The 24,311-nt window shown below is 71.9% G+C and carries 18 protein-coding genes; 14 read left to right on the top strand and 4 right to left on the bottom strand.

Annotated elements, in window-relative coordinates; translation table 11 throughout:
* Positions 1-18: 18 nt before the first annotated feature.
* A complete protein-coding gene (locus O7616_RS24090) occupies positions 19-738 on the bottom strand; it encodes a GntR family transcriptional regulator (RefSeq protein ID WP_282304073.1) in 720 nt (239 codons plus the stop codon).
* A 102-nt stretch (positions 739-840) separates the two neighbouring features.
* Between O7616_RS24090 and O7616_RS24085 the strand changes: the two genes are divergently transcribed.
* From O7616_RS24085 to O7616_RS24075, 3 genes are read left to right on the top strand one after another with little or no spacing between them, the layout of a single operon-like run.
* A complete protein-coding gene (locus tag O7616_RS24085; protein WP_282304072.1) occupies positions 841-1,680 on the top strand; it encodes a fumarylacetoacetate hydrolase family protein in 840 nt (279 codons plus the stop codon).
* Between the two features lie 17 nt (positions 1,681-1,697).
* Entirely contained in the window at positions 1,698-2,471 is a 774-nt protein-coding gene (locus tag O7616_RS24080) for an SDR family oxidoreductase (protein ID WP_282304071.1), read from the top strand.
* 12 nt (positions 2,472-2,483) lie between these two features.
* Positions 2,484-3,389 (top strand): hypothetical protein, encoded by a 906-nt coding sequence (locus O7616_RS24075; RefSeq protein ID WP_282304070.1) that lies wholly within the window; start codon positions 2,484-2,486, stop codon positions 3,387-3,389.
* 286 nt (positions 3,390-3,675) lie between these two features.
* On the opposite strand, the gene O7616_RS24070 is transcribed toward O7616_RS24075, so the two are convergent.
* On the bottom strand, positions 3,676-4,446 hold the full coding sequence (locus O7616_RS24070; protein ID WP_282304069.1) for an FCD domain-containing protein: 771 nt from the start codon (positions 4,444-4,446) through the stop codon (positions 3,676-3,678).
* A 183-nt stretch (positions 4,447-4,629) separates the two neighbouring features.
* Here O7616_RS24070 and O7616_RS24065 point away from each other — a divergent pair, with 183 nt between their 5' ends.
* The 10 genes from O7616_RS24065 to O7616_RS24020 all read left to right on the top strand — a co-directional run bounded on the left by O7616_RS24065 (position 4,630) and on the right by O7616_RS24020 (position 16,126).
* Positions 4,630-5,868, top strand: a complete 1,239-nt coding sequence (locus tag O7616_RS24065; RefSeq protein WP_282304068.1) for a sugar ABC transporter substrate-binding protein — start codon at positions 4,630-4,632, stop codon at positions 5,866-5,868.
* Positions 5,869-5,943: 75 nt separating this feature from the next.
* On the top strand, positions 5,944-6,894 hold the full coding sequence (locus O7616_RS24060; protein WP_282304067.1) for a sugar ABC transporter permease: 951 nt from the start codon (positions 5,944-5,946) through the stop codon (positions 6,892-6,894).
* Positions 6,891-7,706 (top strand): carbohydrate ABC transporter permease, encoded by an 816-nt coding sequence (locus O7616_RS24055; protein ID WP_282304066.1) that lies wholly within the window; start codon positions 6,891-6,893, stop codon positions 7,704-7,706. Before O7616_RS24060 ends, O7616_RS24055 begins: the two co-directional genes overlap by 4 nt.
* Before the next feature lie 7 nt (positions 7,707-7,713).
* Entirely contained in the window at positions 7,714-8,862 is a 1,149-nt protein-coding gene (gene dgoD / locus O7616_RS24050; protein ID WP_282304065.1) for a galactonate dehydratase, read from the top strand.
* 38 nt (positions 8,863-8,900) lie between these two features.
* Positions 8,901-10,130, top strand: a complete 1,230-nt coding sequence (manD, locus tag O7616_RS24045; RefSeq protein ID WP_282304064.1) for a D-mannonate dehydratase ManD — start codon at positions 8,901-8,903, stop codon at positions 10,128-10,130.
* Entirely contained in the window at positions 10,120-10,662 is a 543-nt protein-coding gene (locus O7616_RS24040) for a gluconokinase (RefSeq protein WP_282304063.1), read from the top strand. The genes manD and O7616_RS24040 overlap by 11 nt, the downstream gene beginning before the upstream one ends.
* A 141-nt stretch (positions 10,663-10,803) precedes the next feature.
* Positions 10,804-12,510, top strand: coding sequence for an ABC transporter ATP-binding protein (locus O7616_RS24035; RefSeq protein WP_282304062.1), 1,707 nt, complete (start codon positions 10,804-10,806; stop codon positions 12,508-12,510).
* Entirely contained in the window at positions 12,507-14,405 is a 1,899-nt protein-coding gene (locus tag O7616_RS24030; protein ID WP_282304060.1) for an ABC transporter ATP-binding protein, read from the top strand. The genes O7616_RS24035 and O7616_RS24030 overlap by 4 nt, the downstream gene beginning before the upstream one ends.
* A 67-nt stretch (positions 14,406-14,472) precedes the next feature.
* Positions 14,473-15,051 carry a sigma-70 family RNA polymerase sigma factor gene (locus O7616_RS24025; RefSeq protein ID WP_282304059.1) on the top strand — a complete coding sequence of 193 codons (579 nt, stop codon included), beginning with the start codon at positions 14,473-14,475 and terminating at the stop codon, positions 15,049-15,051.
* A 16-nt stretch (positions 15,052-15,067) separates the two neighbouring features.
* Positions 15,068-16,126, top strand: coding sequence for a beta-eliminating lyase-related protein (locus O7616_RS24020; RefSeq protein ID WP_282304058.1), 1,059 nt, complete (start codon positions 15,068-15,070; stop codon positions 16,124-16,126).
* Positions 16,127-16,191: 65 nt separating this feature from the next.
* On the opposite strand, the gene O7616_RS24015 is transcribed toward O7616_RS24020, so the two are convergent.
* On the bottom strand, positions 16,192-21,672 hold the full coding sequence (locus tag O7616_RS24015) for a carboxyl transferase domain-containing protein (protein ID WP_282304057.1): 5,481 nt from the start codon (positions 21,670-21,672) through the stop codon (positions 16,192-16,194).
* A gap of 246 nt (positions 21,673-21,918) precedes the next feature.
* Here O7616_RS24015 and O7616_RS24010 point away from each other — a divergent pair, with 246 nt between their 5' ends.
* The gene (locus O7616_RS24010; protein WP_282304056.1) at positions 21,919-23,016 is read left to right on the top strand and encodes a winged helix DNA-binding domain-containing protein; all 1,098 of its coding nucleotides are present in this window, start codon (positions 21,919-21,921) and stop codon (positions 23,014-23,016) included.
* Positions 23,017-23,053: 37 nt separating this feature from the next.
* Here O7616_RS24010 and O7616_RS24005 read toward each other — a convergent pair whose 3' ends face one another.
* Positions 23,054-24,127 (bottom strand): hypothetical protein, encoded by a 1,074-nt coding sequence (locus O7616_RS24005; protein ID WP_282304055.1) that lies wholly within the window; start codon positions 24,125-24,127, stop codon positions 23,054-23,056.
* Positions 24,128-24,311: the final 184 nt, after the last annotated feature.

Here is a 24,311-nt window from a genome sequence, read left to right as displayed (position 1 = left end):
CGGACGGGTCGGGGGTGTTCACGCCGGGTCGCGGGGTGCCCCGGGTGCGGGAAGCTGGTCGAAGGCGGGCAGGTGGCGTTCCCGGGCGGCGATCAGGTGGGCCCGCATCGCCTCGGTGGCGGCGTCGGGGTCACCGGCGGCGATGGCGGCGGCGATGCGTTGGTGCTCGGTGTTGGTGTCCGGCGCGCCGGTGACCGGGAAGTACAGCCGGTGCAGGTGCAGGTGGGAGTGCAGCCGCGTGATGCTGTCGCGCAGCAGTGGGCTGCCGGAGACCTCGGCGATCAGGTCGTGGAACCTGGCGTCCAGCGCGGTGAACGCGGCGTGTCGGCGGTATCCGTCGCCGGCCTCCACGTCGATGCTCGCCGCCGCCTCGACGCCGATCCGCTGCCGCTCCTCGGTGCAGGCGTGGGCGGCGGCCCGACCGGCGGCGGCCCCCTCCAACAGCAGCCGGACCTCGAACAGGTCGTCGAACTCGGCGCGGGTCAGCAGCGGCGTGGTGGTGTAGCCGGAGAGCGGGCGTTTGCGGACCAGTCCGTCGGCTTCCAACCGGGCGAGCGCCTCGCGCACCGGAGTGGGGGAGACGTCCAGCTCCCGGGCGAGAGCGTCGATGTTGACCCGCTCGCCGGGCGGCAGGATGTGGTCCATCACCAGGGTCTTGATCGACTCGTAGACGTCCTCGGCGAGGGTGAGTCGACGGGCGGGACGGAGTCGGCCCTCGCGAGTCTCCTGCTGGGCCATCTCGTCTCCTCAACAACCCCTTGACTGCGCTCGTGTGAGCCGGTACACCAGCACAGGCAGCATCCTATAGGAAATAGGCGTACCTGCTCTGGAGGTTGGTTCGTGAAGTTCATGCGCGTCGGGCCCGTCGGGCAGGAGCGTCCCGTGCTGTACGCCGACGGTCGGCACTTCGACCTCTCGTCGGTCACCGACGACATCGACGGGGAGTTCCTCGCCGGTGACGGCGTCCAACGGGTCCGTGCGGCCACCGACCTGCCGGAGATCGACGTGACCGGCCAGCGGGTCGGCGCGCCGCTCGCCCGGCCCGGGGTGGTGCTCTGCGTCGGGCAGAACTACGCCGCGCACGCCGCCGAGTCGGGCGCCGAACCACCGACCGCGCCGATCATCTTCTACAAGGCACCCAACACGGTCGTCGGGCCGTACGACGAGGTCCTGATCCCGCGCGGTTCCACGAAGACCGACTGGGAGGTGGAGCTGGCGGTGGTGATCGGGCGGCGGGCCCGCTACCTCGCCTCACCGGCGGACGCCCTCGACCACATCGCCGGTTACGCGCTCTCCAACGACGTGTCCGAGCGCGACTTCCAACTCACCGCCTCCGGCGGCCAGTGGTCGAAGGGCAAGTCCTGCGAGACGTTCCAACCGCTCGGGCCCTGGCTGGTCACCGCCGACGAGGTCGACGACCCGCAGGCGCTTCGGCTGCGCTCCTGGGTCAACGGCGAGCCCCGGCAGGATTCCAGCACCAAAGACATGATCTTCGACGTGGCGCACCTGGTCTGGCACCTGTCGCAGTACATGGTCCTGGACCCGGGCGACGTCATCAACACCGGCACCCCGGAGGGGGTGGCGCTCTCCGGCCGGTTCCCGTACCTGGCCGCCGGCGACGTGATGGAGGTCGAGATCGAGGGCCTCGGCCGGCAGCGCAGCACGCTCGCGAACGCCTGATGGCAGGGGAGGGAAGCATGCGGTGTGCCGGCCTCGTGGCGGTGGTGACCGGCGGCGGCTCGGGTATCGGGGACGCCTGCGTACGGGCTTTCCTGGACGCCGGCGCCCGGGTCGGTGTCCTCGACCTGGACGTATCGGGCCTGCCCGAGGACCCTCGTATCCACGGCGTACGGGCCGACGTGGCCGACCGGTCCTCGCTGCGCGCGGCTGTCGCCTCGGTCGCCGAGGCGTTCGGGGGCGTCGACATCCTGGTGAACAACGCCGGCATCTCGGCGGTGGGCACCGTGGAGGAGGACGACGACGAACAGTGGGGCAGGGTGCTCGACGTCAACGTCTCCGGCGTGGCCCGCACCAGCGCCGTCGTCCTGCCGTACCTGCGCCGGTCGTCGTCCGCCGCGATCGTCAACATCTCCTCGATCGCGGCGACCGTCGGCCTGCCCCGACGGGCCCTGTACTCGGCGTCGAAGGGCGCCGTGCACGCCCTCACCCTCGCCATGGCCGCCGACCTGGTCACCGAGGGGGTCCGGGTCAACTGTGTCGCCCCCGGCACCGTCGACACCCCATGGGTCGCCCGTCTGCTCGCCGGGGCGGAGGATCCGACGGCGGAGAAGCGCCGGCTCGCCGCCCGCCAGCCGACCGGCCGCCTGGTGACCGCCGACGAGGTCGCCGCCGCCGTCGTCTATCTCGCGTCGCCCGCGACCGGCTCGGTGACCGGCACGTCGCTGGCGGTGGACGGTGGCATGTCCGGCCTGCGGCTACCCGCGCCCGCCGGTGGCGGACGGGGTGCGTGACATGATTGCCCGATGGGGAATCAGCAGGACGTCGGCGCGGCCGACCGGCACAGCGGGTCCGGCACCACCGCCCACCGTCCGATCGGTGGCGACGCCGACGCTCGGCTCGCCCTCGCGCAGGACCCCACCACGCCACAGATGACCCTGATCGACCTGGCCTCCGACCCGTCGGCAGCGGTCCGCAAGACGGTCGCCGCCAGGCCCGACGCCCCCGCGCAGGCCCTGCGACCGCTGACCCGGGACCACGATCGCCAGGTCCGCGAGGCCGTGGCGAGGAACCCGTCCGCCTCGATCGGCAACCTCACGCGCCTGGTCAAGGACGCCGACCGCTGGGTGCGCTGGGCGGTCGCCGGCAACCCGGCCTGTGACGAGTCGATCCGCCGCATCATGTCCGAGGCGTCGGACAAGGAGCTACGCGGTCTGCTCGCCGAGACCCGGCGACTGGAGCCGGAGTTGGCCGCCAAGCTGACCGACGACCCCTCACCCGAGGTGCGCGAACGGCTCGCCACCCACACCCACGACCCCGACGTGATCACTACCCTGCTGGCCGATCGCACCGCCCGCGTACGCAAGGGGCTCGCCCGCAACCCGCGGACCACCGCCGACCAGCGCAGCGCGCTCGCCGCGGACCCGGTGGTCGACGTCCGGGCCGCGCTGGTCCGCGCCCTCGAACTGGACGAGGCGGACCTGGAACGTCTGGTCGACGACCGTTCGGTGCAGGTCAGACTGGCGATGGCGACGTCCGAGGTGGTCCCACCGCACGTTCGGGCCGCACTCACCCGCGATCCCGACGAGACCGTGGCCACTGCCGCCCGGGATTTCCGGCCCGGCTCTGGCACCTCGTCGGCGGTGCGTGCCCCCCGCATCGGCCACCGCCCCTCCGCCACCGGCCCGGGGCGCCGGGGCGCTGGTCGTTAGCGCCGGGACCGCCCCTGCCCATGATCAAGTGATGGAAAACAGCTCCCAGGGCACTCCCGGACCTACTTTTCATCACTTGATCATCGTGCGCCGTCGGTGGCCCGCCGGCTGATCCGGCAGCGGCGGGTATCGCTCGACGGCCGGGTCGGCCGCCGGGCCGACCCTCCTGTCGTCTGACAGTTCGTACGGGGTGTGGTCCACTCGGCTCCCGGGACGCGTCGATGCCGTCCCGCTGCGCAGGGTCATGGTCTGGGTGGCGCCCATCCGGCCGCAACACCGGGGGACCTTAGGGGCGAGGTTTGCCAAGGTCGACATCGGGCGTGACGGTCTGCTCCCACAGTGACCTCATCTCGTCGAACGCCTGCTCCATCAGCTGCACCATCGCCTGCCGGGCGCGGTCGCCGTCGCGCCGCTGGATCGCCTGGGCGACGTCGGCGTGCATCTGCAGGGCCTGCCGGTGCGGGTGGTGCGGCATGAGGTGGTGCTTGTGTCGGCCGGTCAGCACCTCCGCGACCAGATCCTGGAGCCGGACGAACATCTCGTTGCCGGAGGCGAGCAGCACCCGCCGGTGGAACTCGATGTCGAGGTGCAGGAAGCGTTCCTCGTCGCCGGCCTCGCCGGCCGCCCACATCTTCGCGGCCAGCCCGACGAGGTCGCTCGCCTCGTCGTGGCCGATCCGCTTCGCCGCCAGGGAGGCCGCGTGCGGCTCCACGGCGGTGCGTAGCTCGGTGATCGACCGGAGCTGGGCCATCCGGCCGGCCGACGCGAGACGCCACCTGATGACCTGCGGGTCGAAGACGTTCCACGCGCTCGCCGGCAGGATCATCACCCCGACGCGGCGGCGTGCCTCGATGAAGCCGATGGAGGCCAGGACCCGCAGCACCTCGCGGACGACCGAGCGGGAGACGGCGTACCTGTCGACCAGCTCGTCGATGTTGAGGACCGCCCCGGGTGCCAGCTCGCCGCCGCAGATCGCGGTGCCGAGATGGTCGAGGACGCGGGCGTGCAGGCCTGACTCGGCAGGGACGGTTGCAGCCTCTAGTGAGGACGGTTCCACGCAAAGATCGTATCAGTTAGATGTACCTCTTGAAATAGTCTGCTTTTTGCGCCTAGCATCCCGATGTTAAGCGGATGTAACGCCGAGGTAGCGGCTCCCTCGGGGGCGGTGACCACGACAGAAGGTGAGACAAGCGTGCGACGTCGATCGATAATCGGCACTTCTCTGGCCGTGGTCGCTGCCATGGGCCTGACCGCCTGTGGCGGCGACGACGGCGGCGAGGGCTCGAAGACCGTTCGCGTGACACTGGTCAACCACGTCTGGACCGAGAACATCAAGAAGGCCCTGCCGGACTTCGAGAAGCAGACCGGGCTGAAGGTCGAGGTCACCCAACTCGGCGAGGACCAGCTCTCCGACCAGTACAACGTCAAGCTCAACGCCGGCTCCGCCGACCTCGACGTGATGATGTACCGGCCGTTGCAGGAGGGGAAGCTGTTCGGCAAGAACAAGTACCTCGCCGACCTGGGCAAGAAGGCCAAGGCGGACAGCACCTTCGAGCTCGGTGACTTCCAGGCCGGGCCGATGCAGGCGACGACCTACGAGGACACGGTGGTCGGGGTGCCGATCATCACCGAGCAGGAGGTCCTCTACTACCGCAAGGACCTGCTGACGAAGTCCGGCTTCACCGCTCCGCCCAAGACGCTCGACGAGCTCAAGACGCAGGCGGCGAAGGTCGAGGCCGACAACCCCGGCGTCGCCGGCTTCGTCGCCCGTACCGGCAAGGCCGCCGCCGTCACGCAGTTCTCCAGCTTCCTCTTCAGCTTCGGTGGCGACTTCGTGGACGGTAGTGGAAAGGCCACTGTCAACACCGAACAGGCCAAGCAGGCGTACGCCTACTACGGCGGGCTGCTGCGCGACCACGGCCCGGAGAACATCAGCACCGACATGAGCTGGTCCGAGGCGATGGCCATCTTCACGCAGGGCAAGGCGGCCTTCTACACCGAGGCCAACTCGCTCTACAAGAACGCCACCGACCCGACCAAGTCCAAGGTCGTCGACACCGTCGGCTTCGCGGCCTTCCCGGCCGGACCGGCCGGGTCGAAGCCGTACAACATCCCGTCCTGGGCGCTCGGCGTGAACGACAGCTCGGAGAACAAGGACAACGCCTGGAAGTTCATCCAGTGGGCGGCCGGCAAGGAGCAGGCGCTGGCGCAGCAGACCGCCGGCGTTCCCGGTGCCCGCACCTCGGTCTGGGCGAACCCGGCGAGTGCCGCGACCCTGCCGAAGGACCTCGCCGAGGCCAACACGGTCAGCACCGCCAACGGCGTCGGCCACGACCGCCCGCTGGTGGTCAAGGTCGCGCAGGCGCGGGAGATCGTCGGTCAGCCCATCGTCGACGCGATCACCGGCAAGGACGCCGCCGCCTCGGCGGACGCGGCCAACGCGGCGTTCCAGAAGTTCCTCGACGACGAGGCGAAGTAGCCCGACCGCCGGGCGGCGGAGCCGACAGGCTCCGCCGCCCCGCCGGGACCTGACCTGCGAACCCGGAGACCCCTCATGTCAGCCGTCATCACCCCCCGCACCGACACGTCCGAGGCTCCTGCCGCGCCCCCGGTGGACTCCGCCTGGTCACGCTGGGCCAACGAACACCGCAAGTGGCTCTTCGCAGCGCCCGCCATGGCGTTCGTCGCCCTGCTGATCATCTTTCCGGTGGCGTGGACCGGGTACCTGAGCCTGACCGACGCCGAGGGTTCGGTACGCGCCGACTTCGAGTTCATCGGCGTCCAGAACTACGCCGACGTGCTCACCGACACCGAACGGTTCTGGCCGGCGGTCTGGCGTACGGTCCTGTTCACCGGCGTCGTGCTGTTCTTCGAGGTCGTCCTCGGCATGGCGATAGCCCTGCTGCTGTGGCGACCCTTCCGCGGTGAGAAGTGGGTGCGGGTCGCGATCCTCCTGCCGCTGGTGGCCACCCCGGTGGCGGTCGGCATGATGTGGCGGCTGATCTTCGACCCCAACATCGGCATGGCGAACCAACTGCTCGGCTGGGTCGGCATCGGCCCGCAGCCCTGGCTGGCCGGTCAGCACTCGGCCCTGCCGACGACGATGTTCATCGACATCTGGCAGTGGACCCCGATGGTCGTGCTGATCCTGCTCGCCGGGCTCACGTCGCTGTCCGACGAACCCCAGGAGGCGGCCCGGATCGACGGTGCCAGCAGTTGGCAGCGGTTCCGGCACGTGACCCTCCCGCTGCTGATGCCCACGGTGATCGTGGCCATCCTGCTGCGCGGCATCGACGCGCTCAAGACGTTCGACATCCTCTACGCCACCAAGGGGCGCGGCGGCGGGTCCTTCCACGAGGTCGAGACCCTCAACGTGTACGCGTACGGCCTGAGCTTCGATTACAACGACTACGGCGTCTCGTCGACAGTCCTCATCATCTTCTTCCTGATCATCATCGGGGTGATGTGGGCCCTCACCTATCGCAAGAAGGGGCTGGGCCGATGAAGCCGAGCAAGCCGTACCAGGTGTTCCGTACGTCGGCTCTCGTCGTCGTGGTGTTCGCGCTGATGGCGCCACTGCTCTGGATGATCGCCGCGTCGTTCAAGACCAACGTGGACATCTACGACACCGCCAAGACGTTCGCCTTCTCGCCCAGCCTGAAGAACTACGAGACGGTGCTCCAGCAGGCGAACTACCTCCAGTTCATCGGCAACAGCCTCTGGGTGGCGTTCGCGGCCACCACGCTGTCGTTGCTGCTCGGCGTGCCGGCCGCGTACTCGATGAGCCGTTTCGCCATGAAGAAGTCCGCGCTGGTCGTGCTCATGGCCCGGGTGATCCCCGGCGTCTCGCTCCTGGTGCCCTGGTACTACGTCTTCTCGAACCTGAAGATGGTCGGCGGGTTCACCGTGCTGATCCTGAGCCACATGTTCGTGTCGCTGCCGCTGATCGTCTACATCATGATGGGCTACTTCGACGGCCTGCCGACCGACTTGGAAGAGGCCGCGCTCGTCGACGGCCTGACCCATATCGGCGCGTTCCGGCGGATCACCCTGCCGCTGTCGGTGCCCGGCGTCGCGACCGCCGGCATCCTCTCGTTCATCTTCTCCTGGAACAACTTCATGTTCGCCCTGGTGCTCTCCGGCGCCGACACGAAGACGCTCCCGGTCGCGATCTTCGACTTCGTCGGCTACGCCAGCATCGACTGGGGTGGCCTGATGGCCGCGGCGACGGTGGTCACCCTTCCGATCATGCTCATCGCCCTGTTCGTGCAGAAGTACGTCGTCTCCGGCCTCACCGCCGGTGCCACGAAGGGCTGACCGCTCCATGACGAAGATCGCACTGGTGGAGACCTTCCTGGTCGCGCCGCGCTGGCTGTTCGTCCGGATCGAGACGGAGTGCGGCATCGTCGGCTGGGGCGAGGCGACCTGCGAGGGTCGGTCCGAGACCGTCCGCACTGCCGTGCACCAGCTCGGCGAGCTGCTGACGGGTCGGGACGCGCTGCGCATCGAGGACCACTGGCAGGTGCTGACCAAGGGCTCCTTCTACCGGGGTGGGCCGATCCTGGCCAGCGCGGTGTCCGGTCTGGACCAGGCGCTCTGGGACATCGCGGGCAAGCACTACGGCGCCCCCGTACACCAGCTCCTCGGCGGGCCGGTCCGTGACCGGATCCGGGTCTACGGGTGGGTCGGCGGCGACGAGCCCGCCGAGATCCGCGACCAGATCAGCGCCCGCATCGAGGCGGGTCTGACCGCCGTGAAGATGAACGCCTCCGGGCGGATGGGCTCGCTGGCCTCGGTCGCCGAACTCGACGCGGTGGTGCGGCGGGTGGCCGTCGCCCGCGAGGTCCTCGGCGACCAGCGGGACGTCGCCGTCGACTTCCACGGGCGGTTCACCCTCGCCAACGCCCGGCGGGTCGCCCCGCTGCTGGAGCCGTACCGGCCGTTCTTCCTCGAAGAGCCGGTCGTGCCGGAGAATTCGCACCTGATCGGCGAGGTCGTCCGCTGCACGACGACCCCGGTCTCGACCGGGGAGCGGCTCTACAGCCGGCAGGAGTTCCTGCCCGTCCTGCAGGCCGGCATCGCGGTGGCCCAACCGGACCTCGCGCACGCGGGCGGCATCACCGAGGTGCGCAAGATCGCCACGTTGGCCGAGGTGTACGACGTGCAGCTCGCCCCGCACTGCCCGCTCGGGCCGATCGCCCTCGCCGCGTGCCTCCAGGTAGGCTTCGCCACCCCCAACTTCCTGATTCAGGAACAGAGCATCGGCATCCACTACAACCTGGGCGCCGAGGTGCTCGACTACTGCCTCGACAAGACCCCGCTGACCTTCGTCGACGGGTACGTGTCCCGGCTGACCGCACCCGGTCTCGGCATCGAGGTCGACGAACACGCGGTACGGACAGCCGACAAACGCGGTCACGCCTGGCGCAGCCCGACCTGGCGGCACTCCGACGGCTCCTTCGCGGAGTGGTGAGACCACCCCCTCGACCGGCACCAACGGAAAGGCACCCCGTGAAGATCGTCGCCGCGGACGTCATCGTGTCCAGCCCCGACCGGAACTTCGTCACGCTGAAGATCACCACCGACGACGGCATCACCGGCCTGGGCGACGCCACGCTCAACGGTCGTGAGCTGTCCGTCGCCTCGTACCTGCGCGACCACGTGGCCCCGCTGCTGATGGGGCGCGACGCACACCGGATCGAGGACACCTGGCAGTTCCTCTACCGCTCGGCGTACTGGCGGCGGGGGCCGGTCACCATGGCCGCCATCGCCGCCGTCGACGTCGCGCTGTGGGACATCAAGGCCAAGGCCGCCGGCATGCCGCTCTACCAGCTGCTAGGCGGCGCGTCCCGCACCGGCATCATGGCGTACGGGCACGCGTCGGGGCGGGACATCCCCGAGCTGTTCGACTCGATCCGCCGCCACCTCGACGAGGGCTTCCGGTCGATCCGGGTGCAGACGTCGGTGCCGGGGATCAACGCCGTCTACGGGGTGGCCGCGCAGCCCAGCGCCACCGGCCAGCGCTACGACTACGAACCCGCGCAGCGCACCCCACTGCCCGCCGAGGAGGACTGGGACACCCGCGCGTACCTGCGCCACCTGCCCACGGTGTTCGAGGCGGTCCGTGCCGAGTTCGGCCCGGAGCTGCCGCTGCTGCACGACGGTCACCACCGGATGACCCCGATCCAGGCCGCGAAGCTCGGCAAGTCCCTCGAACCGTACGACCTGTTCTGGTTGGAGGACTGCACCCCGGCCGAGAACCAGGAGGCGTTGCGGCTGGTCCGGCAGCACACCACCACCCCGCTGGCCATCGGCGAGGTGTTCAACACGGTCTGGGACTACCAGACCCTGATCCGCGAGCAGCTCATCGACTACGTCCGGTCCGCGGTCACCCACACCGGCGGCATCACCGCCATGCGCAAGCTGCTCGACTTCGCCGCCCAGTACCAGATCAAGTCCGGCATCCACGGCCCCACCGACATCTCCCCGGTGGGCATGGCCGCGGCGCTGCACCTGGACCTGGCGATCCACAACTTCGGGATCCAGGAGTACATGAAGCACACCCCGTCGGCCAACGAGGTGTTCCGGCAGTCGTTCACGTTCACCGACGGCTACCTGCACCCGGGCGACCAGCCGGGGCTCGGGGTGGAGCTGGACGAGGAGGCGGCGGCCCGGTTCCCGTACGAGCCGGCCTACCTGCCCTTCAACCGACTCAAGGACGGCACGGTCCATGACTGGTGAGCCGCGTGGCCGGCACGTCGTGGTGATGGGCGTCTCCGGGTCCGGCAAGACCACTGTGGCGCGCGGGATCAGCGCGGTGACCGGGCTGACGTTCGTCGAGGCGGACGAGTTCCACTCCCCGGAGAACGTGGCACTGATGCGCTCCGGCGTACCCCTGGACGACGGCAACCGCCTCCCCTGGCTGGCCGACATCGCCGGGTGGATCGCCGACCGCGCGGCCGAGGGCCGGTCGACGGTGCTGGCCTGCTCGGCCTTGCGACGGTCGTACCGCGACGTGCTCCGCCGGGGCGCGCCGCAGGTGGACTTCGTGCACCTGCACGGGCCGGCCGAGGTCATCCGGGAGCGGATGGCGCGACGCGAGGGGCACTACATGCCGACGAGCCTGCTCGACTCCCAGCTCGCCACGCTGGAACCGGCCGAGCCGGACGAGTCGGTGCTCGTGCTCGACGTCTCGCTCCCGCCGCGAGCCCTGGTCGCGATAGCCGTCCGGCGGCTCGGCCTGCCCGTCTGGACGCCGGTGGGGGAGCGGTAGCCGCCGTCGGCGCGGGCCGCCCGCTCTCGGGGCAGGGCGGCCCGCGTCGGCGCACTCCGCCCGCTCCGACCCAGTGAGGGCATGTTAGGTTAGCCTGCCCTCACCTACTGGAGTCCCCGCCATGCCCCCATCGATCCGAGCATGACAGTCGCCGAGATCAGCGGGAGCGTGGTGCTGCGCCGCGGCCTGCGCCGACAGCGCCGCCGGGTGGTGCTCGGCATCGTGCTGCTCTGCGCCCACCAGGCCACCGAGGCCCTCGTCCCGGTCGCCATCGGCGTGGTCATCGACCGGGCGGTGGCCACCGGGGACGTCGCCGCGCTGCTGCTCTCCCTCGCCGGTCTCGCCGCCCTGTTCACCGCCCTCGCCTTCGCCTACCGGACCGGCGCCCGGCTGGCCTACGCCGCCGTCGAACACGAGGCGCACACGACCCGTGTCGAGATCGTCCGGAGCGCCCTCGACCCGCGCGGACACCGCTCCGGCATGCGCGACGGAGAACTGCTGTCCGTCACCGCCTCCGACGCCGAGTTGTCCGCGCTCGTCGTACGCGTCGCCGGGCTCACCGCCGCGGCGCTCACCGCGATCGTGGTGGCGGCCGTCGCGCTGCTCGTCGTCGACGTCCCCCTCGGGCTCGGCGTGCTCGTCGGCGTACCGCTGCTGGTCGTCGCCCTCCAGCGGATGGCACCGCTGCTCACCCGACGCAGCACGTCGCAGCAGGAGGCCCTCGCGGCCACCACCGCGCTCGCCGTCGACCTGGTCAGCGGGCTGCGCGTGCTGCGCGGCATCGGTGCGCAGGACCACGCCGCCCGACGGTACGCGGGCGCCAGCCGGCACGCCCTCGACGTGACCCTCCGCGCCGCCACCACCAAGGGCCTGCACCTCGGCCTCACCACCACGGTCAACGGCCTCTTCCTCGCGACGGTCGCCGGAGTCGCGGGCTGGCTCGCGCTGCAGGGGCGGCTCACCGTCGGCGAACTCGTCGCCGTCGTCGGGCTCGCCCAGTTCATCGCCGAGCCGGTGCAGACCCTCGGGTACTGCGTACAGCTGTTCGCCACCGCCCGGGCGTCGGCGGCACGGGTCGCCCGGGTCCTCGGCGCGGCACCGGTCCTCGCGCCCGGTGACGCCGGGCCACCCGAGCCGAGCCCGTCCCGGCTCGCCCTCGACGCGGTCTCCCACGCGGGCCTCGACACCGTCAGCCTGCACGTCCGCGCCGGTGAGATCCTTGGCGTGCTCGCCTACGACCCGAGCGACGCCGAGGCGCTCGTCGCGCTGCTGGCCGGCCGGGTGCCCCGCGCGAACCACCGGGGGACGCTGTACGTCGACGGCGTACCCGCCGAGGACCTGCACGTCGACGCCGTGCGCGCCCTGGTCCTGGTGGAGCCGCACGACGTGGCGCTGTTCGAGGGCACCCTGCGCGCCAACCTCAGCGCCGGCGCCCAGGTCGACGACACGGTCCTACGGGCCGCAGTGCGGGCTGCCGCCGCCGAGGACGTCCTCACCGCACACCCGGACGGATTCGACCGCCGGCTCACCGAGCGGGGTGCGAACCTGTCCGGCGGTCAGCGGCAGCGGATCGGGCTCGCCCGGGCGCTCGTCGCCGACCCGCCGGTGCTGGTGCTGCACAACCCCACCACCGCTGTCGACGCGGTGACCGAGGCGCTGCTCGCCGAAGGGCTGGCCGAGGCGCGCGCGGCGGCGACCCGCGGCACGGTGCTGATCACCACCAGCCCGGCCCTGCTGAACGTCACGCACCGGGTCACCGTGATCGACAGGGGTCGGGTCGTCGCCGAAGGACCGCACGGGCGGCTGCTCGCCGACGACGCCCGCTACCGGGAGGAGGTCCTGCGATGACCGACCCGACGACCGACGGCGGCGTCGAGCCCCGACACCTGCTGCCGACGGCCACCGGCCGACAGACCTGGGCCGCCCTCCGTGCCGAGCTGGCCCGCCTGCCGGTGCTCAGCGCCGTCGCCGGCACGTTGCTGGTCGCCGCGTCCGCGACCGGGCTCGTCGCCCCCTGGGTGCTCGGTCGCCTCGTCGACGACGTGATCGCCGGGACCGACACACCGCAGGTCGTGCGATGGGCGGGCGTGATCGCGGGCGCGGCGGTGCTCGCGGGGCTCCTCACCGCGGCCGGAGCCGCGGTCGCCGCGCGCCTCGGCGAGACCGTGCTGGCCCGGCTCCGGGAGCGGGTCCTCGACCGTGCCCTGCACCTGCCGTCGGCCACCCTGGAACGGGCCGGGACCGGCGACCTGGTGGCCCGGGCCGGCGACGACGTGGCAGTGGTGACGAACGTGATCGCCACCAGCGGCCCCGCCTTCCTCGGCGCGACGCTGTCCGTCGTGCTCACCGCGCTGGGGCTCTTCGCCCTCGACTGGCGGCTCGGCCTCGCCGGGCTGGCCGCCGCACCCGCGTACGCGCTGGCGCTGCGCTGGTACCTCGAACGGTCGGTCCCGTACTACGCCCGGGAGCGGGTGGCGACGGGCGAGCGGACGCAGGCGACGGCCGAGGCGCTGCGCGGCGCGGCGACCGTACGCGCCTACCGCACCGAGGACGCCCACGTCGCGCGGATCGCCGCTCGCTCCGGCGTCGCCCGCGACCTGTCGCTGGAGATCTTCGGCCTGTTCACCCGGTTCGGGCTGCGCATCAACAGGTCCGAGTTCGTGGGGCTGGCCGCCGTGCTGCTCGTCGGCTTCCTGCTGGTCCGCGAGGACCTGGCCACCGTCGGCGCGGCGACCACCGCCGCCCTCTACTTCCACCGCCTCTTCAACCCCATCGGCCTGCTGCTGTTCGAGTCGGACTCGGTGCTCCAGGCCGGGGCGAGCCTCGCCCGGCTCGTCGGGGTGACCACACTGCCGGACACCGCGCGGCCCGTCGGCACCGAGCCGACCCGCCCCGATCGCGCCGAACCGGCGGCGCTGGAGGTGACTGTCGCGCAGCACCGCTACGACGACGGGCCCGTCGTGCTGCGGGACATCGACCTCCGCCTCGCACCCGGGGAACGCGTGGCGTTGGTGGGCGCGAGCGGCGCGGGCAAGAGCACGCTCGCCGGGATCATCGCCGGCATCGTCGAGCCCAGCCAGGGTGCGGTGCGCCTGCGCGGCGTGCCGCTGACCGACCTCGGTGAACACCGCCTCCGGCGCGAGATCGCCCTGGTCAGCCAGGAGGTGCACGTGTTCGCCGGGCCGCTCGCCGAGGACCTGCGCCTGGCCGACCCGGACGCCACCGACGCCGAGTTGACCCGCGCCCTCGACCTCGTCGGCGCCACCGGGTGGGTGCGTACCCTCCCGGACGGTCTGGCGACCGCGGTGGGGGAGGGCGGTCGGCAGCTCACCGCGGCGCAGGCCCAGCAACTCGCCCTGGCCCGCCTCGTACTCGCCGACCCCGCCGTCGCCGTCCTCGACGAGGCCACCGCCGAGGCGGGCAGCGCGGGCGCCCGGGACCTCGACCGGGCCGCCGTGGCGGCCACCGAAGGCCGTACCACGTTGGTCGTCGCCCACCGGCTCAGCCAGGCGGCCACCGCGGACCGTGTCGTCGTCCTGGACCAGGGGCGCGTCGCCGAACACGGTACGCACGCCGAGTTGCTGGCGGCCGGTGGCGCCTACAGCCACCTGTGGCGCTCCTGGCGTACGCCCGACCCGGTGCCGCCCGCCCGGGAGAGCACCGAACGGATCCCGGACCACCCCGATGGGCAAGCCTCGGGAACTTTTCCGGACCGGCCCGCGACAACCAGTATGCGCGGCTGACCGGCGGCGTCCCGACGACGGCCGCTCGGCCGAGAAGGAGCGCCAGTGGCACACAGGACGGTGGTCTGTGCGGACCGGCGGCGTTGACGACGCCCAGGTCACCCGGTGGGCGCAGGACGCGGGCCAGGGCGACCGGCAGGCCGCCACGGCGTTCATCCAGGCCCTTCAGGACCAGGTCTGGCGGTTCCTGTCGCACCTCGCCGGGCCGGGTGAGGCCGACGACCTGACCCAGGAGACGTTCCTGCGGGCCTTCCGCAACCTACCCGGCTTCGCCGGCCGCTCGTCGGCCCGGACGTGGGTGTTCACCATCGCCCGGCGGGTCGCCGTCGACCATGTCCGTACGGCGGTGGCCCGGCCGAGGACGGCGTCCGTGCCGGACTGGCAGGCGGCGGCCGAGGCCGCCGGGGCGATCACCGCCGGTGCCGACGAGAGCGTGACCCTGCACCAGCTGATCGCCGGCCTGGCCCGGGAGCGCCGTGAGGCGTTCGTCGCCACCCAGGTGCTCGGCCTGTCGTACGCCGAGGCGGCGGAGATCTGCCAGTGCCCGGTCGGCACGATCCGGTCCCGGGTAGCCCGGGCCCGCGAGGATCTCGCCGCGGCCTGGCAGGCCGGCGCGGACCCGAGCGGGGAGCGCCGAACCGGCTGAGGTGGATACTGCCGCAATGGATGTGAGGCGCTCTCTGTTCCTGCACTCGGATCTGCGTCGCCGGCCGTACGACATGCTGCGGTCGATGCTGGCCCAGGTCGACCCCGACACACCGCCGCACGGGCCGGACGGACCGGTGGCCGTCCTGGAACGGCGGATGGCGTCCCTGCTCGGCAAGGCCGACGCGCTGTTCTTCCCGTCCGGGACGATGACCCAGCAGGTCGCGCTGCGGATCCACGCCGACCGACGTGGTCGCCGGGCCTTCGCCGCCCACCCGCAGAGCCACCTGGAGGTCTGGGAGCACCGGGGATACAGCGTCGTGCACGGGTTGCGCTGCCACCCGGTCGGCGACCGGCACCGACTGATGACGCTGGCCGACCTGTCGACAGTGGCGGAGCCGCTCGCGGCGGCGGTCTGGGAGCTGCCCCAACGGGACATCGGCGGCCTTCTGCCGGAGTGGGACGACCTCGTCGCGCAGACCGCGGCGATGCGCTCCCGCGGTGCCGCCGTCCATCTCGACGGGGCGCGCCTCTGGGAGGCCCAGACCTACTACCGCCTGCCGTTCGCCGAGATCACCGCCCTGTTCGACAGCGTGTACGTCTCGCTCTACAAGGGGTTGCAGGGCACCGGCGGGGCCGTGCTCGCCGCGGAGGCGGACGTCGTCGCCGAGGCCCGGGTGTGGCGTCGCCGCCTCGGTGGGGACGTCTACGACGCGTGGCCGCCGGCGCTGGCCGGTCTGCACGGGCTGGACACGGTGCTGCCCCGGCTACCGGCGCACCGGGAACACGCGGTGGCGATCGCGGCGGCCATCAACGCCGACGGCGTGGCCCGCGCGTTCCCCGATCCACCGCAGACGCCTCTGTTCCACGTCCACCTGCCGATCGGGCCGGACGCCGCGATGCGGGCAGCCGACGCCCTGCGCGCCGCCACCGGGATGGAGTTGTTCGGCCGCGTACGGTCCGCGCCGGATCCGGACCGGTGCTCGTTCGAGGTCAGCATCGGTGAGAACGCCATGGACCTCGCCCCTGACGAGGTGGTCACCCACCTCCACGAGCTGCTGCGGCACGCCACCTGACCGACCCCCGCCACGAGTCAGCGCCACCGGCCGTCGACCGGTGGCGCTGACGTTCCGCGCGGGTGTCACCCCAGGCGGGCCTCGATGGCCTCGATGATGCGCGGACGCAGCTCGGCGGCGCGGATGACCGCGTCCACCGAGCCGACCTCGACCGCGCGGTGGATGTCGTGCACCCGGTCGAACTCGGCGGCCACCTCGCCGAGCTTCTCCGCCCGCACCGACGAGCGCAGCTCGTCGAGTTCCGCGGTCAGCGCGGCGCGCTCGGTGCCGGTGGCGGCCGCGACGCGGGCCTGCAGGTCCCGCACGCGCGGGTCGGCCGCCGTGCGGGCGTTGACGTCGGCGGAGAACACCACGGCGGCGGCGGGTGCGCCACCGAGCACCGAGGCGAACGAGCCCTCCAGCGCGAGCACCGTCATGTTCGGGTTCAGCGCCTTCGAGAACACCACGAACGCCCCGCCGTGGTAACGCGAGATCACGCAGAAGACGATCGGCCCGTCGAAGTTCACGATGGCCCGACCGATCTCGGCCCCGTACTCCAGTTGCAGCTTGCGCATCGACTCCGGTGAGCCGTCGAAGCCGGACAGGTTCGCCAGCACGACGAGCGGCCGGTTGCCGCTGGCCGCGTTGATCGCCCGGGCGGCCTTCTTCGACGAGCGGGGGAACAGCGTGCCCGCCGTGTAGGTGTCCGGGCCGTCGGTGGGCGGGAAGCCGTGCCGGGGCACCGACCGGGACTCGATGCCGAGCAGGCAGACCGGAATGCCGCCGAGGTGGACGTCCTGCACGACGGCGGTGTCCGCGTCCGCCATGCCCGCCCACCGTTCCAGGACCGGGTGGTCCTGGTCGGAGAGGGCCCGCATGACCGTACGGATGTCGAACGGCTTCTTGCGGTCAGGGTTCGCCTCGACGGAGAAGATCTCCCCGACGGTGCGGAACGCGCTGCCCGCCACGTCGTGCGGGAAGTCGGAGATGTCCCGGTCGGCGGGGTCGGCGGTGACCGCCCGCCGGGGCGCGTCCTCGCCGGGGGCGACGTACGCGTGGTCGTAGTGCGCCATCACCACGTCCCGGGCCGCCGTCAGGTTCGGCGCCCAGTACTGCGCCTGCCCGTTCGGGCCCATCACCCGGTCGTAGCCACCGATACCGAAGTTGTCCTCGGCGGACACACCACCGGAGAAGTCGAGCGACTGCTTGCCGGTGAGCACCATGGCCGAGTCCGGGGTCATCACCAGGATGCCCTTGGTGTGCATGAGCATCGTGGCCTCGGCGTTCCAGTACGGCTGCGCGCCCACGTTGATGCCGGCCACCACGATGTTGATCTCACCGCCGGCCTGGGTGAACTCGACGATCCGCTTGAGCGCGGCGGCCACCCAGTCCATGTTCTCGGTGCCCGAGGTCATCGAGATCCGGGCCCCGGCGGACAGCGCCCACCACTCCAACGGCACCCGCATCCGCTCGGCCAGGTCCAGGGCGGCGATCACCCGTCGGCACTCCGGCTCCGACAGCGCGCCCAGCGACTTCGTCGGGTCGCCGAGCAGCACCACCCGGGTGACACCCTGCGGGTGCCGCTCGGTGGGCGTGGTGACCACCCCGGCGACGATCGCGGCGCTGTTGCGGCCCTTCGGCCGGTCCACCGGCACCAGCACGTGATCGTCGTCGAGGTCGTGCTCGACGAAGTCACCGAGCCGGCCGGTCAACTCGTACGGGTACACGGTGTTGCGGCTGCTCGCGCGCAGCACCTTGAGCCGGTACTCGTCGAGCGGCTCGATCGGCTCGACCGGCGGCTCACCGACGGCCAGCTCCGCCCCGCCCGCGGCGTCGAACGAGATCCGTACGGCGATCTTGGTCAGTTCGCCGGTCCGGCGGTCGCGCTGCCGCGCGATGAACAGGATCTCCTCCAACCCGGCGCCCGCTGTCGTCGGGCGCACGCGCCCGGCGATCATCTCCATCTCCTCGCGGGTCAGCTCGCTCGGCGGCCACACGTAGACCACGATGCGGTTGGTGTTGAAGCGCGTCTTCGACGGCCGCAGCGACTGGGCGCGGCGGATCGAGTCGAGGCAGGCGGCGATGGCGTCCTCGGTGGTCGGCAGGGCGACCAGGCGGCCGTCCTGCTCACGAAGCTCGGTCAGGTCCCGCACCTGCGCGAACGCGACGAGACGCTCGTCGGCCCGGTTGTCCCGCGCCACGCACTGGAAGAGGTAGACCTCCTCGTCCGACGACGGCAGGCGGGTCAGGTCGAACTTGTGCAGCCGCTCCAACTGCATCCGCTGCGCGATGTACGGGTGCAGGCCACGGATCAGCCGGTCCTCGGTCAACCCGCTGTCGGAGGGGCGGAAGGTGAAGTGGTGGTGCATCACCGCTCCGCCACGACCCGCGACGGTGGTGGTGACCCGGCGGACCTGAGGCGGCAGCGGATGCGCGGCGATCACCTCGGCCAGCGCCGCCGCCATCGCGTCGAAGTCCTCCGGCTGGTTCTCCCAACCGAGGTAGATGTCGGCGTCGACGGACTCCCCGTCGCCGGCCAGCTCGGCCAGGCCCCGCAACGCGCTGCCCAACGTGTCGAAGCGCACCGCGGCGGAGACCACGCTCGAATCGGCCCGCTCGGCGACCACGAACGTGCAGCCCGCGACCTCCCGGCTACGCACGCTGGTCAGCGCCTTGTTGCCGTAGTACCGCCGGGTCAGCACCTCCAGCATCACCGCGTTGTCGAGGTGGTCGCGGACGAGCCGCTGCCCGAGCAGCCGGACCAGGGGCTCGGTGCTGCGGACCATCTCGGCGATGCGCTCGGCGCGGTCCGCCGCGTCCGGCTGCGCGTCCAGGTGCCGCAGGTGCCCGCGGACCTCGGCGTAGACCCGGGCCCGGTTGCGCCGCAGCAGCGGCTGGGCGAACCAGGCGAACACCACCCCACGGGCGAGGTCGGCGACCACGGGGAAACGCACCTGCGTCGCGGCGATCAGCCGCTCCAACGCCAGGCCGGCGGGCTCGCGCAACGACTCGTCCGGCGGGGTCTCCCGCAGCCAGGCGCGCAGCAGGGCCGCGACGACGGTGGCCTCGGCGGACGCGCGCTGCTGGGCGAGGAAGATCCGGAACACGGCCGCTTCGAGGGCGGGGGAGCGCTCCAGGTCGGTGACGCCGTACCGGCCGAGCGCCTTGGCGAGCCTGGTCTGGAAGGCGTCCGGCAGCCCGGCCCGCTCGACGTCGAGGCTCTGCAGGTACGTGTGGAAGTACTCCCGGGCGCTGTGCACGTGCGCGCCGCCGCCGTCCTCACCGGTCGGCCGGTTACGGCTCAACTCGGCGAGATCGGCGAACACCTCGATGAGGTCGAGTTCGGCGGCGAGCGGCCGCTGACCGGCCCCGGACCGCTGACCCGCTTCGGTGGCCTGCCGCCGCGCGGCGAGGTACCCGTCGAGCACCCGACTGTCGTCGTGCGGGTCGACGTCGAAGCCGAGCAGCAGCCCCCGCAGGTCCTCCTGACCGCGCCGGACGCGCTCGTCCGCCGGGACGTCCTCGGTGGCGCTCGGCAGGTCCAGCTCGACGGTCTCGCCGGTCGGGCCGTCCGTGGCCGCCTCGGCCTCGTCCGCCAACGGCTCCAGGCGCAGCAGCGGCGCACCCGCCTCCACCTGGCTGCCCACCGAGACGGCGCACTCCTTGAGCCGCGCCTTGAACGGCGCCCGCAGCACCGTCTCCATCTTCATCGCTTCCAGTACCAGCACCGGCGCGCCCGCCTCGACCTCGGCACCGATCTCCAGGGGCGTGGCGACGACGAGCGCCGGCATCGGGGAGCGCAGGACGCCACCCTCGTCGCGGCTGACCCGGTGCGTCACACCGTCGACCTCGACCAGGTGGGTCGGCCCGTACGTGCCGGTGAGCAGGCGGTAGCGGATGCCGTTGACGACGATCTGGCCGGTGTGCCGGTCGAACCGGTCGAGTTCGACGTCGGCGGTGCGGACGACGGCACCCGCCTCGATGCCGACCCGGAACCGGTGCGGGCCGACCCGCGCCACCCGGGTGCGGTAGCCGACGCCGCGCAGCTTGAGGTCGAGCGGTCGGCCGCTGGCGTGCTGCACCTGGGGGCGTCCCCCGGCAGCCGTCGACAGCAGCCGCTGCCGCTCGACGCGCTCCTCCTCCTCGTACGCCTCGATGGCGGCGGCGGCCAGGGCGACCGCGCTGTGGCGGTGGGTGACGAGTCGGCCCTCGCCGCGGACCCGGTCGATCCAGCCGGTGTCCGCGCTCGCGTCGATCACCTCGGGCTGGTCGAGCAGGTCGAGCACGAAGCTCTTGTTCGTCGCGCCGCCCTCGATGATCACCGTGGTGTTCGCCATGGCCCGCCGCAGCCTGCCGAGCGCCTCGTCGCGATCGCGGCCGTACGCGATGATCTTCGCGATCATGGAGTCGAAGTCGGCGGGGATGGTGTCGCCCTCGCTGACGCCGGTGTCCACCCGGATGCCGGGGCCGCTGGGAAGGTCGAGCCGCGCGATCCGCCCCGGAGACGGGGCGAAGTCACGGTCGGGGTCCTCGGCGTTCAGCCGGGCCTCGATGGCGTGGCCGCGCTCCACCGGCGGCGTGCCTTCCAGCCGTCCGCCAGAGGCGACGTGCAGCTGCGCCTTGACCAGGTCGAACCCGGTGGTCATCTCGGTGATCGGGTGCTCCACCTGGAGGCGGGTGTTGACCTCCAGGAACGCGAAGAGCCGGTCCCCGGGGTGGTAGAGGAACTCCACCGTCGCCGCGCCGCGGTAGCCGACCGCCACGGCCAGCCGCTCGGCCGACGCCTTCAACTCGGCGGCCTGCGCCGGGTCGAGCACCGGCGACGCCGACTCCTCGATGACCTTCTGGTTGCGTCGCTGCACCGAGCAGTCGCGGACGCCGAGCGCCCAGGCGGTGCCCTGCCCGTCGGCGATCACCTGGACCTCGACGTGCCGGGCCCCGGTGACCAGGCGCTCCAGGAACACGATGCCGCTGCCGAACGCCCGCGCCGCCTCCTGGCTGGTCCGCTCGTACGCGTCGTCCAGCTCGGCCTCGTTGCGGATCACCCGGATGCCGCGCCCGCCGCCGCCCGCGGTCGCCTTGAGCATCAGCGGGTAACCGATCTCGGCCGCCGCCGTCCGGGCGGCGGCCAGGGTCTCGACCGCGCCGCGGCTCCACGGCGCGACCGGTACGCCGACCTCCTCGGCGATCAGCTTGGAGCCGATCTTGTCACCGAGTTGGCGCATGGCGTCCGGGCTCGGCCCGACGAACGTGACGCCGATCTTCTCGCACAGTTCGGCGAACGCCGGATCCTCGGCGACGAAACCCCAGCCGACCCAGGCGGCGTCCGCCCCGGTCTCGATCAGGGCGCGTTCCAGCACCTGGAGGTTGAGGTACGGGCGGGCGGACGCCGGACCGAGGTCGTACGCGATGTCCGCTTCGCGGACGAAGGTGGCGGTGCGGTCGACGTCGGTGTAGAGCGCGACGGTTTCGAGCTGGATGCCGGTCTCCGCGGCCAACTCGCGGACCGCGTGGATGAGCCGCATGGCGGCTTCACCACGGTTGACGATGGCGACACGGTTGAACACCCGACTGACCCCTTAGCTAGACCTTGAACTGCGTGCCGCGAGACGACGGCTCCCAGCAGTGATCACCTTTCCGGCTGGCGACGGCCAGCGCTATGGCGCAACCACCGAACCAACAGTCGCTCAGTTGTAGGAACCGCACAAAAGTTTTTGGCACCCAGGCGCCGGCTCCGGTAGTTGATCAAGTCGGCACCTGTCGTGCCGAACCGCCTGGGCGGAAACTGTCGCCCCGGCGCGGAGAATGACGGAGTGACCGTTCTCGACTCGCGGGCGCTCAACCGCGCGACGCTCGCCCGGCAGTTGCTCCTCGATCGCGCCGAGATGCCGGTCCCCGACGCCGTCGCGCACCTCGGCGGTCTCCAGGCGCAGGAGCCGCAGGAGCCTTTCGTCGGGCTCTGGTCGCGGCTGGAGGCCTTCGACCCGGCGGTGCTGTCGCACCTGCTGACCGAGCGGCACGTGGTGCGCACCCACCTGATGCGTCGCACCGTCCACCTGGTCGTCGCCGACGACGCCGTGGCCTGGCGGTCCCGTCACGACGCCATGCTGCGCCAACGGGTGCTCGGGGCCTACCGGGGTGAGCTGAACGGCGTCGACCTCGACGACCTCGCCGTGGCGGCCCGGAAGGTGCTGGCCGACGGCGAGCCGCGCTCGATGCCGGAGATCGGGCGGGCGCTCGCCGAGCGCTGGCCGGCGGCGGGGCCACGGGCGTTGGGCGAGATGGCCGTCGCGCTCCTTCCGTTGGTCCAGCTACCGCCGCGCGGCGTGTGGCGTGCGAAGGGGGGTGTGCGACACGTCCTGCTCTCCGCGTGGGTGGGCCGGGAGGTCGACCCGTCGGCCCCGGAGGGGTCGGATCCGGTCGGGCGGGTGCTCGTCCGCCGCTATCTGGCCGCGTTCGGGCCGGCCGCCACCGCCGACCTGCGCGCCTGGTGCGGCCTCGCCGGTCTGCCCGCCGCCGTCGCTCAGATGCGCGACGAGTTGGTGACCTTTCGCGACGAGCGTGGCCGGACGCTGATCGATCTGCCCGACGCGCCGCGCCCGGACCCGGAGACCCCCGCCCCGGTGCGGTTCCTGCCGGCGTTCGACAACGCCATCCTCGGCTACGACGACCGCAGCCGGATCATCGACGACGCGCACCGCCTCCTCTCGGTGGCCGGCGAACGCGTGGTGCTCGTCGACGGCCGGGTCGCCGCGACCTGGACCGTCGAGGCGGGCACCGTGACCGTCGTTCCGCTGACCGACCTCAGCCGATCCGACCGCGCGGTCGTGGAGGAGCAGGGGCACGCGCTGGCGTTGTTCCTCTCCGACGACGAGAGCGACCGGGTCCGGCTGGCCTCGTCGCCCCGGTGACGCGTGCGGAATGCCCGTCACCGGGGCGACGGAGGCGTCAGTCGATCGTCGGCGGTGCCGTCCTCGCCGCCTCGGCGAGTGCCGCCGCCGCGGTGGCGTACGGGTTGTGGCTGTAGGTGCGGGCCAGGCCGGCCGGCACCGTGAAGTACTCGACCGACAGTTTCGCCGGGTCGCTGGCGATCTCCCCGCGCGCCGGGATGTCGTTGCCGTCGTCCCAACCCCAGGGCGCGTTCGCCGAGTTGGTCGAACAACTCCAGGTGCCGACGCCGCAGTCGCCGGAGTCGTCGCCGGCGAACGTGCCGAGGCCGGCGAACAGGCTCGGGTTGGACCGCTGGGCCCACAGCCCGCCGTCGGCGAAGATGTCGATCAGCTGATACCGCACGTCGCGGTCGTTGCCGCTGCTCGGCGTCTCGGCGACCGTCGACGGGTAGTAGACCACGCCGTCGCCGTTGATGGCGTACTGCGGATAGGCCTTCAGGCCGTGGCCCTGCGCCTCCTGCGCGGTCACCGGGTGCTGGAACGCGTCGTGCGGTGACGCCTGGAACTGCAGGGTGCCGTCGATGCTCTCCCGCCCACTGGTCCAGGTGCTGCCGGCCGGCGTGTACGAGAAGAAGTCGCTGTGCGCGACGGTGACGGCCGAACGGAGGACGCCGTACGTGGAGCCGTCGCGCTCGATGGCGAACAGCGCGCCCTCGCCGTCGTTCTCGTGCTCGGTCTCGAAGAACGGGTGGTCCGTCCAGTCACGAGGGTGGAAGAAGAAGTACGTGATGTACCAGTGGGTGCTCGTCTCCACCACCGAGTAGTAGGCGTGGGCGGCGAGTGCGGTGCCCGCCTGGCCGGCCCGGTCCCAGTTGTTGCGACCGTCGAGGTCACCGTCGAAGTCGACAGCGCTGATGTAGTCCGACTGACCACCGAGCGCGTGGCTCCCGGTGGCATCGACGTCCTGGTAGTGGATGGGTGCCCAGCGGAGGGCCAGTTCGGCCCGGCTGACGGCGGCCGCGGCCGGCGTCGGCGCGGCGAGAATGGGGGCGGCCAGCACTGCGGTGGCGGCTGCCGCGATCAGTGCCCTCGTCGCCCGGGGTCGCCGGGTCCTGCTGCTTCTGTCGAGCATGGTGTGCTCCCACGTCCGAGGTGATAGACAACGATGGATCATTGTCGGTTCGGGCGCCCAGCGCGTGTCCACCCGGCGAAGAGGAGGCGGACGATGCCCGACCGGACTGCGGCCGGCCTCTCCTCCCGGGCTGACCGACATCCGCTTGCATCGATGTCCGTCGACTGACATGCTGTGGTTCGGT

Source organism: Micromonospora sp. WMMD964, from assembly GCF_029581455.1.
In the GTDB taxonomy this organism is placed as follows: domain Bacteria; phylum Actinomycetota; class Actinomycetes; order Mycobacteriales; family Micromonosporaceae; genus Micromonospora.
Note: the sequence above shows the minus strand (reverse complement) of the source record. Positions and strands in the feature narration are given on the sequence as shown.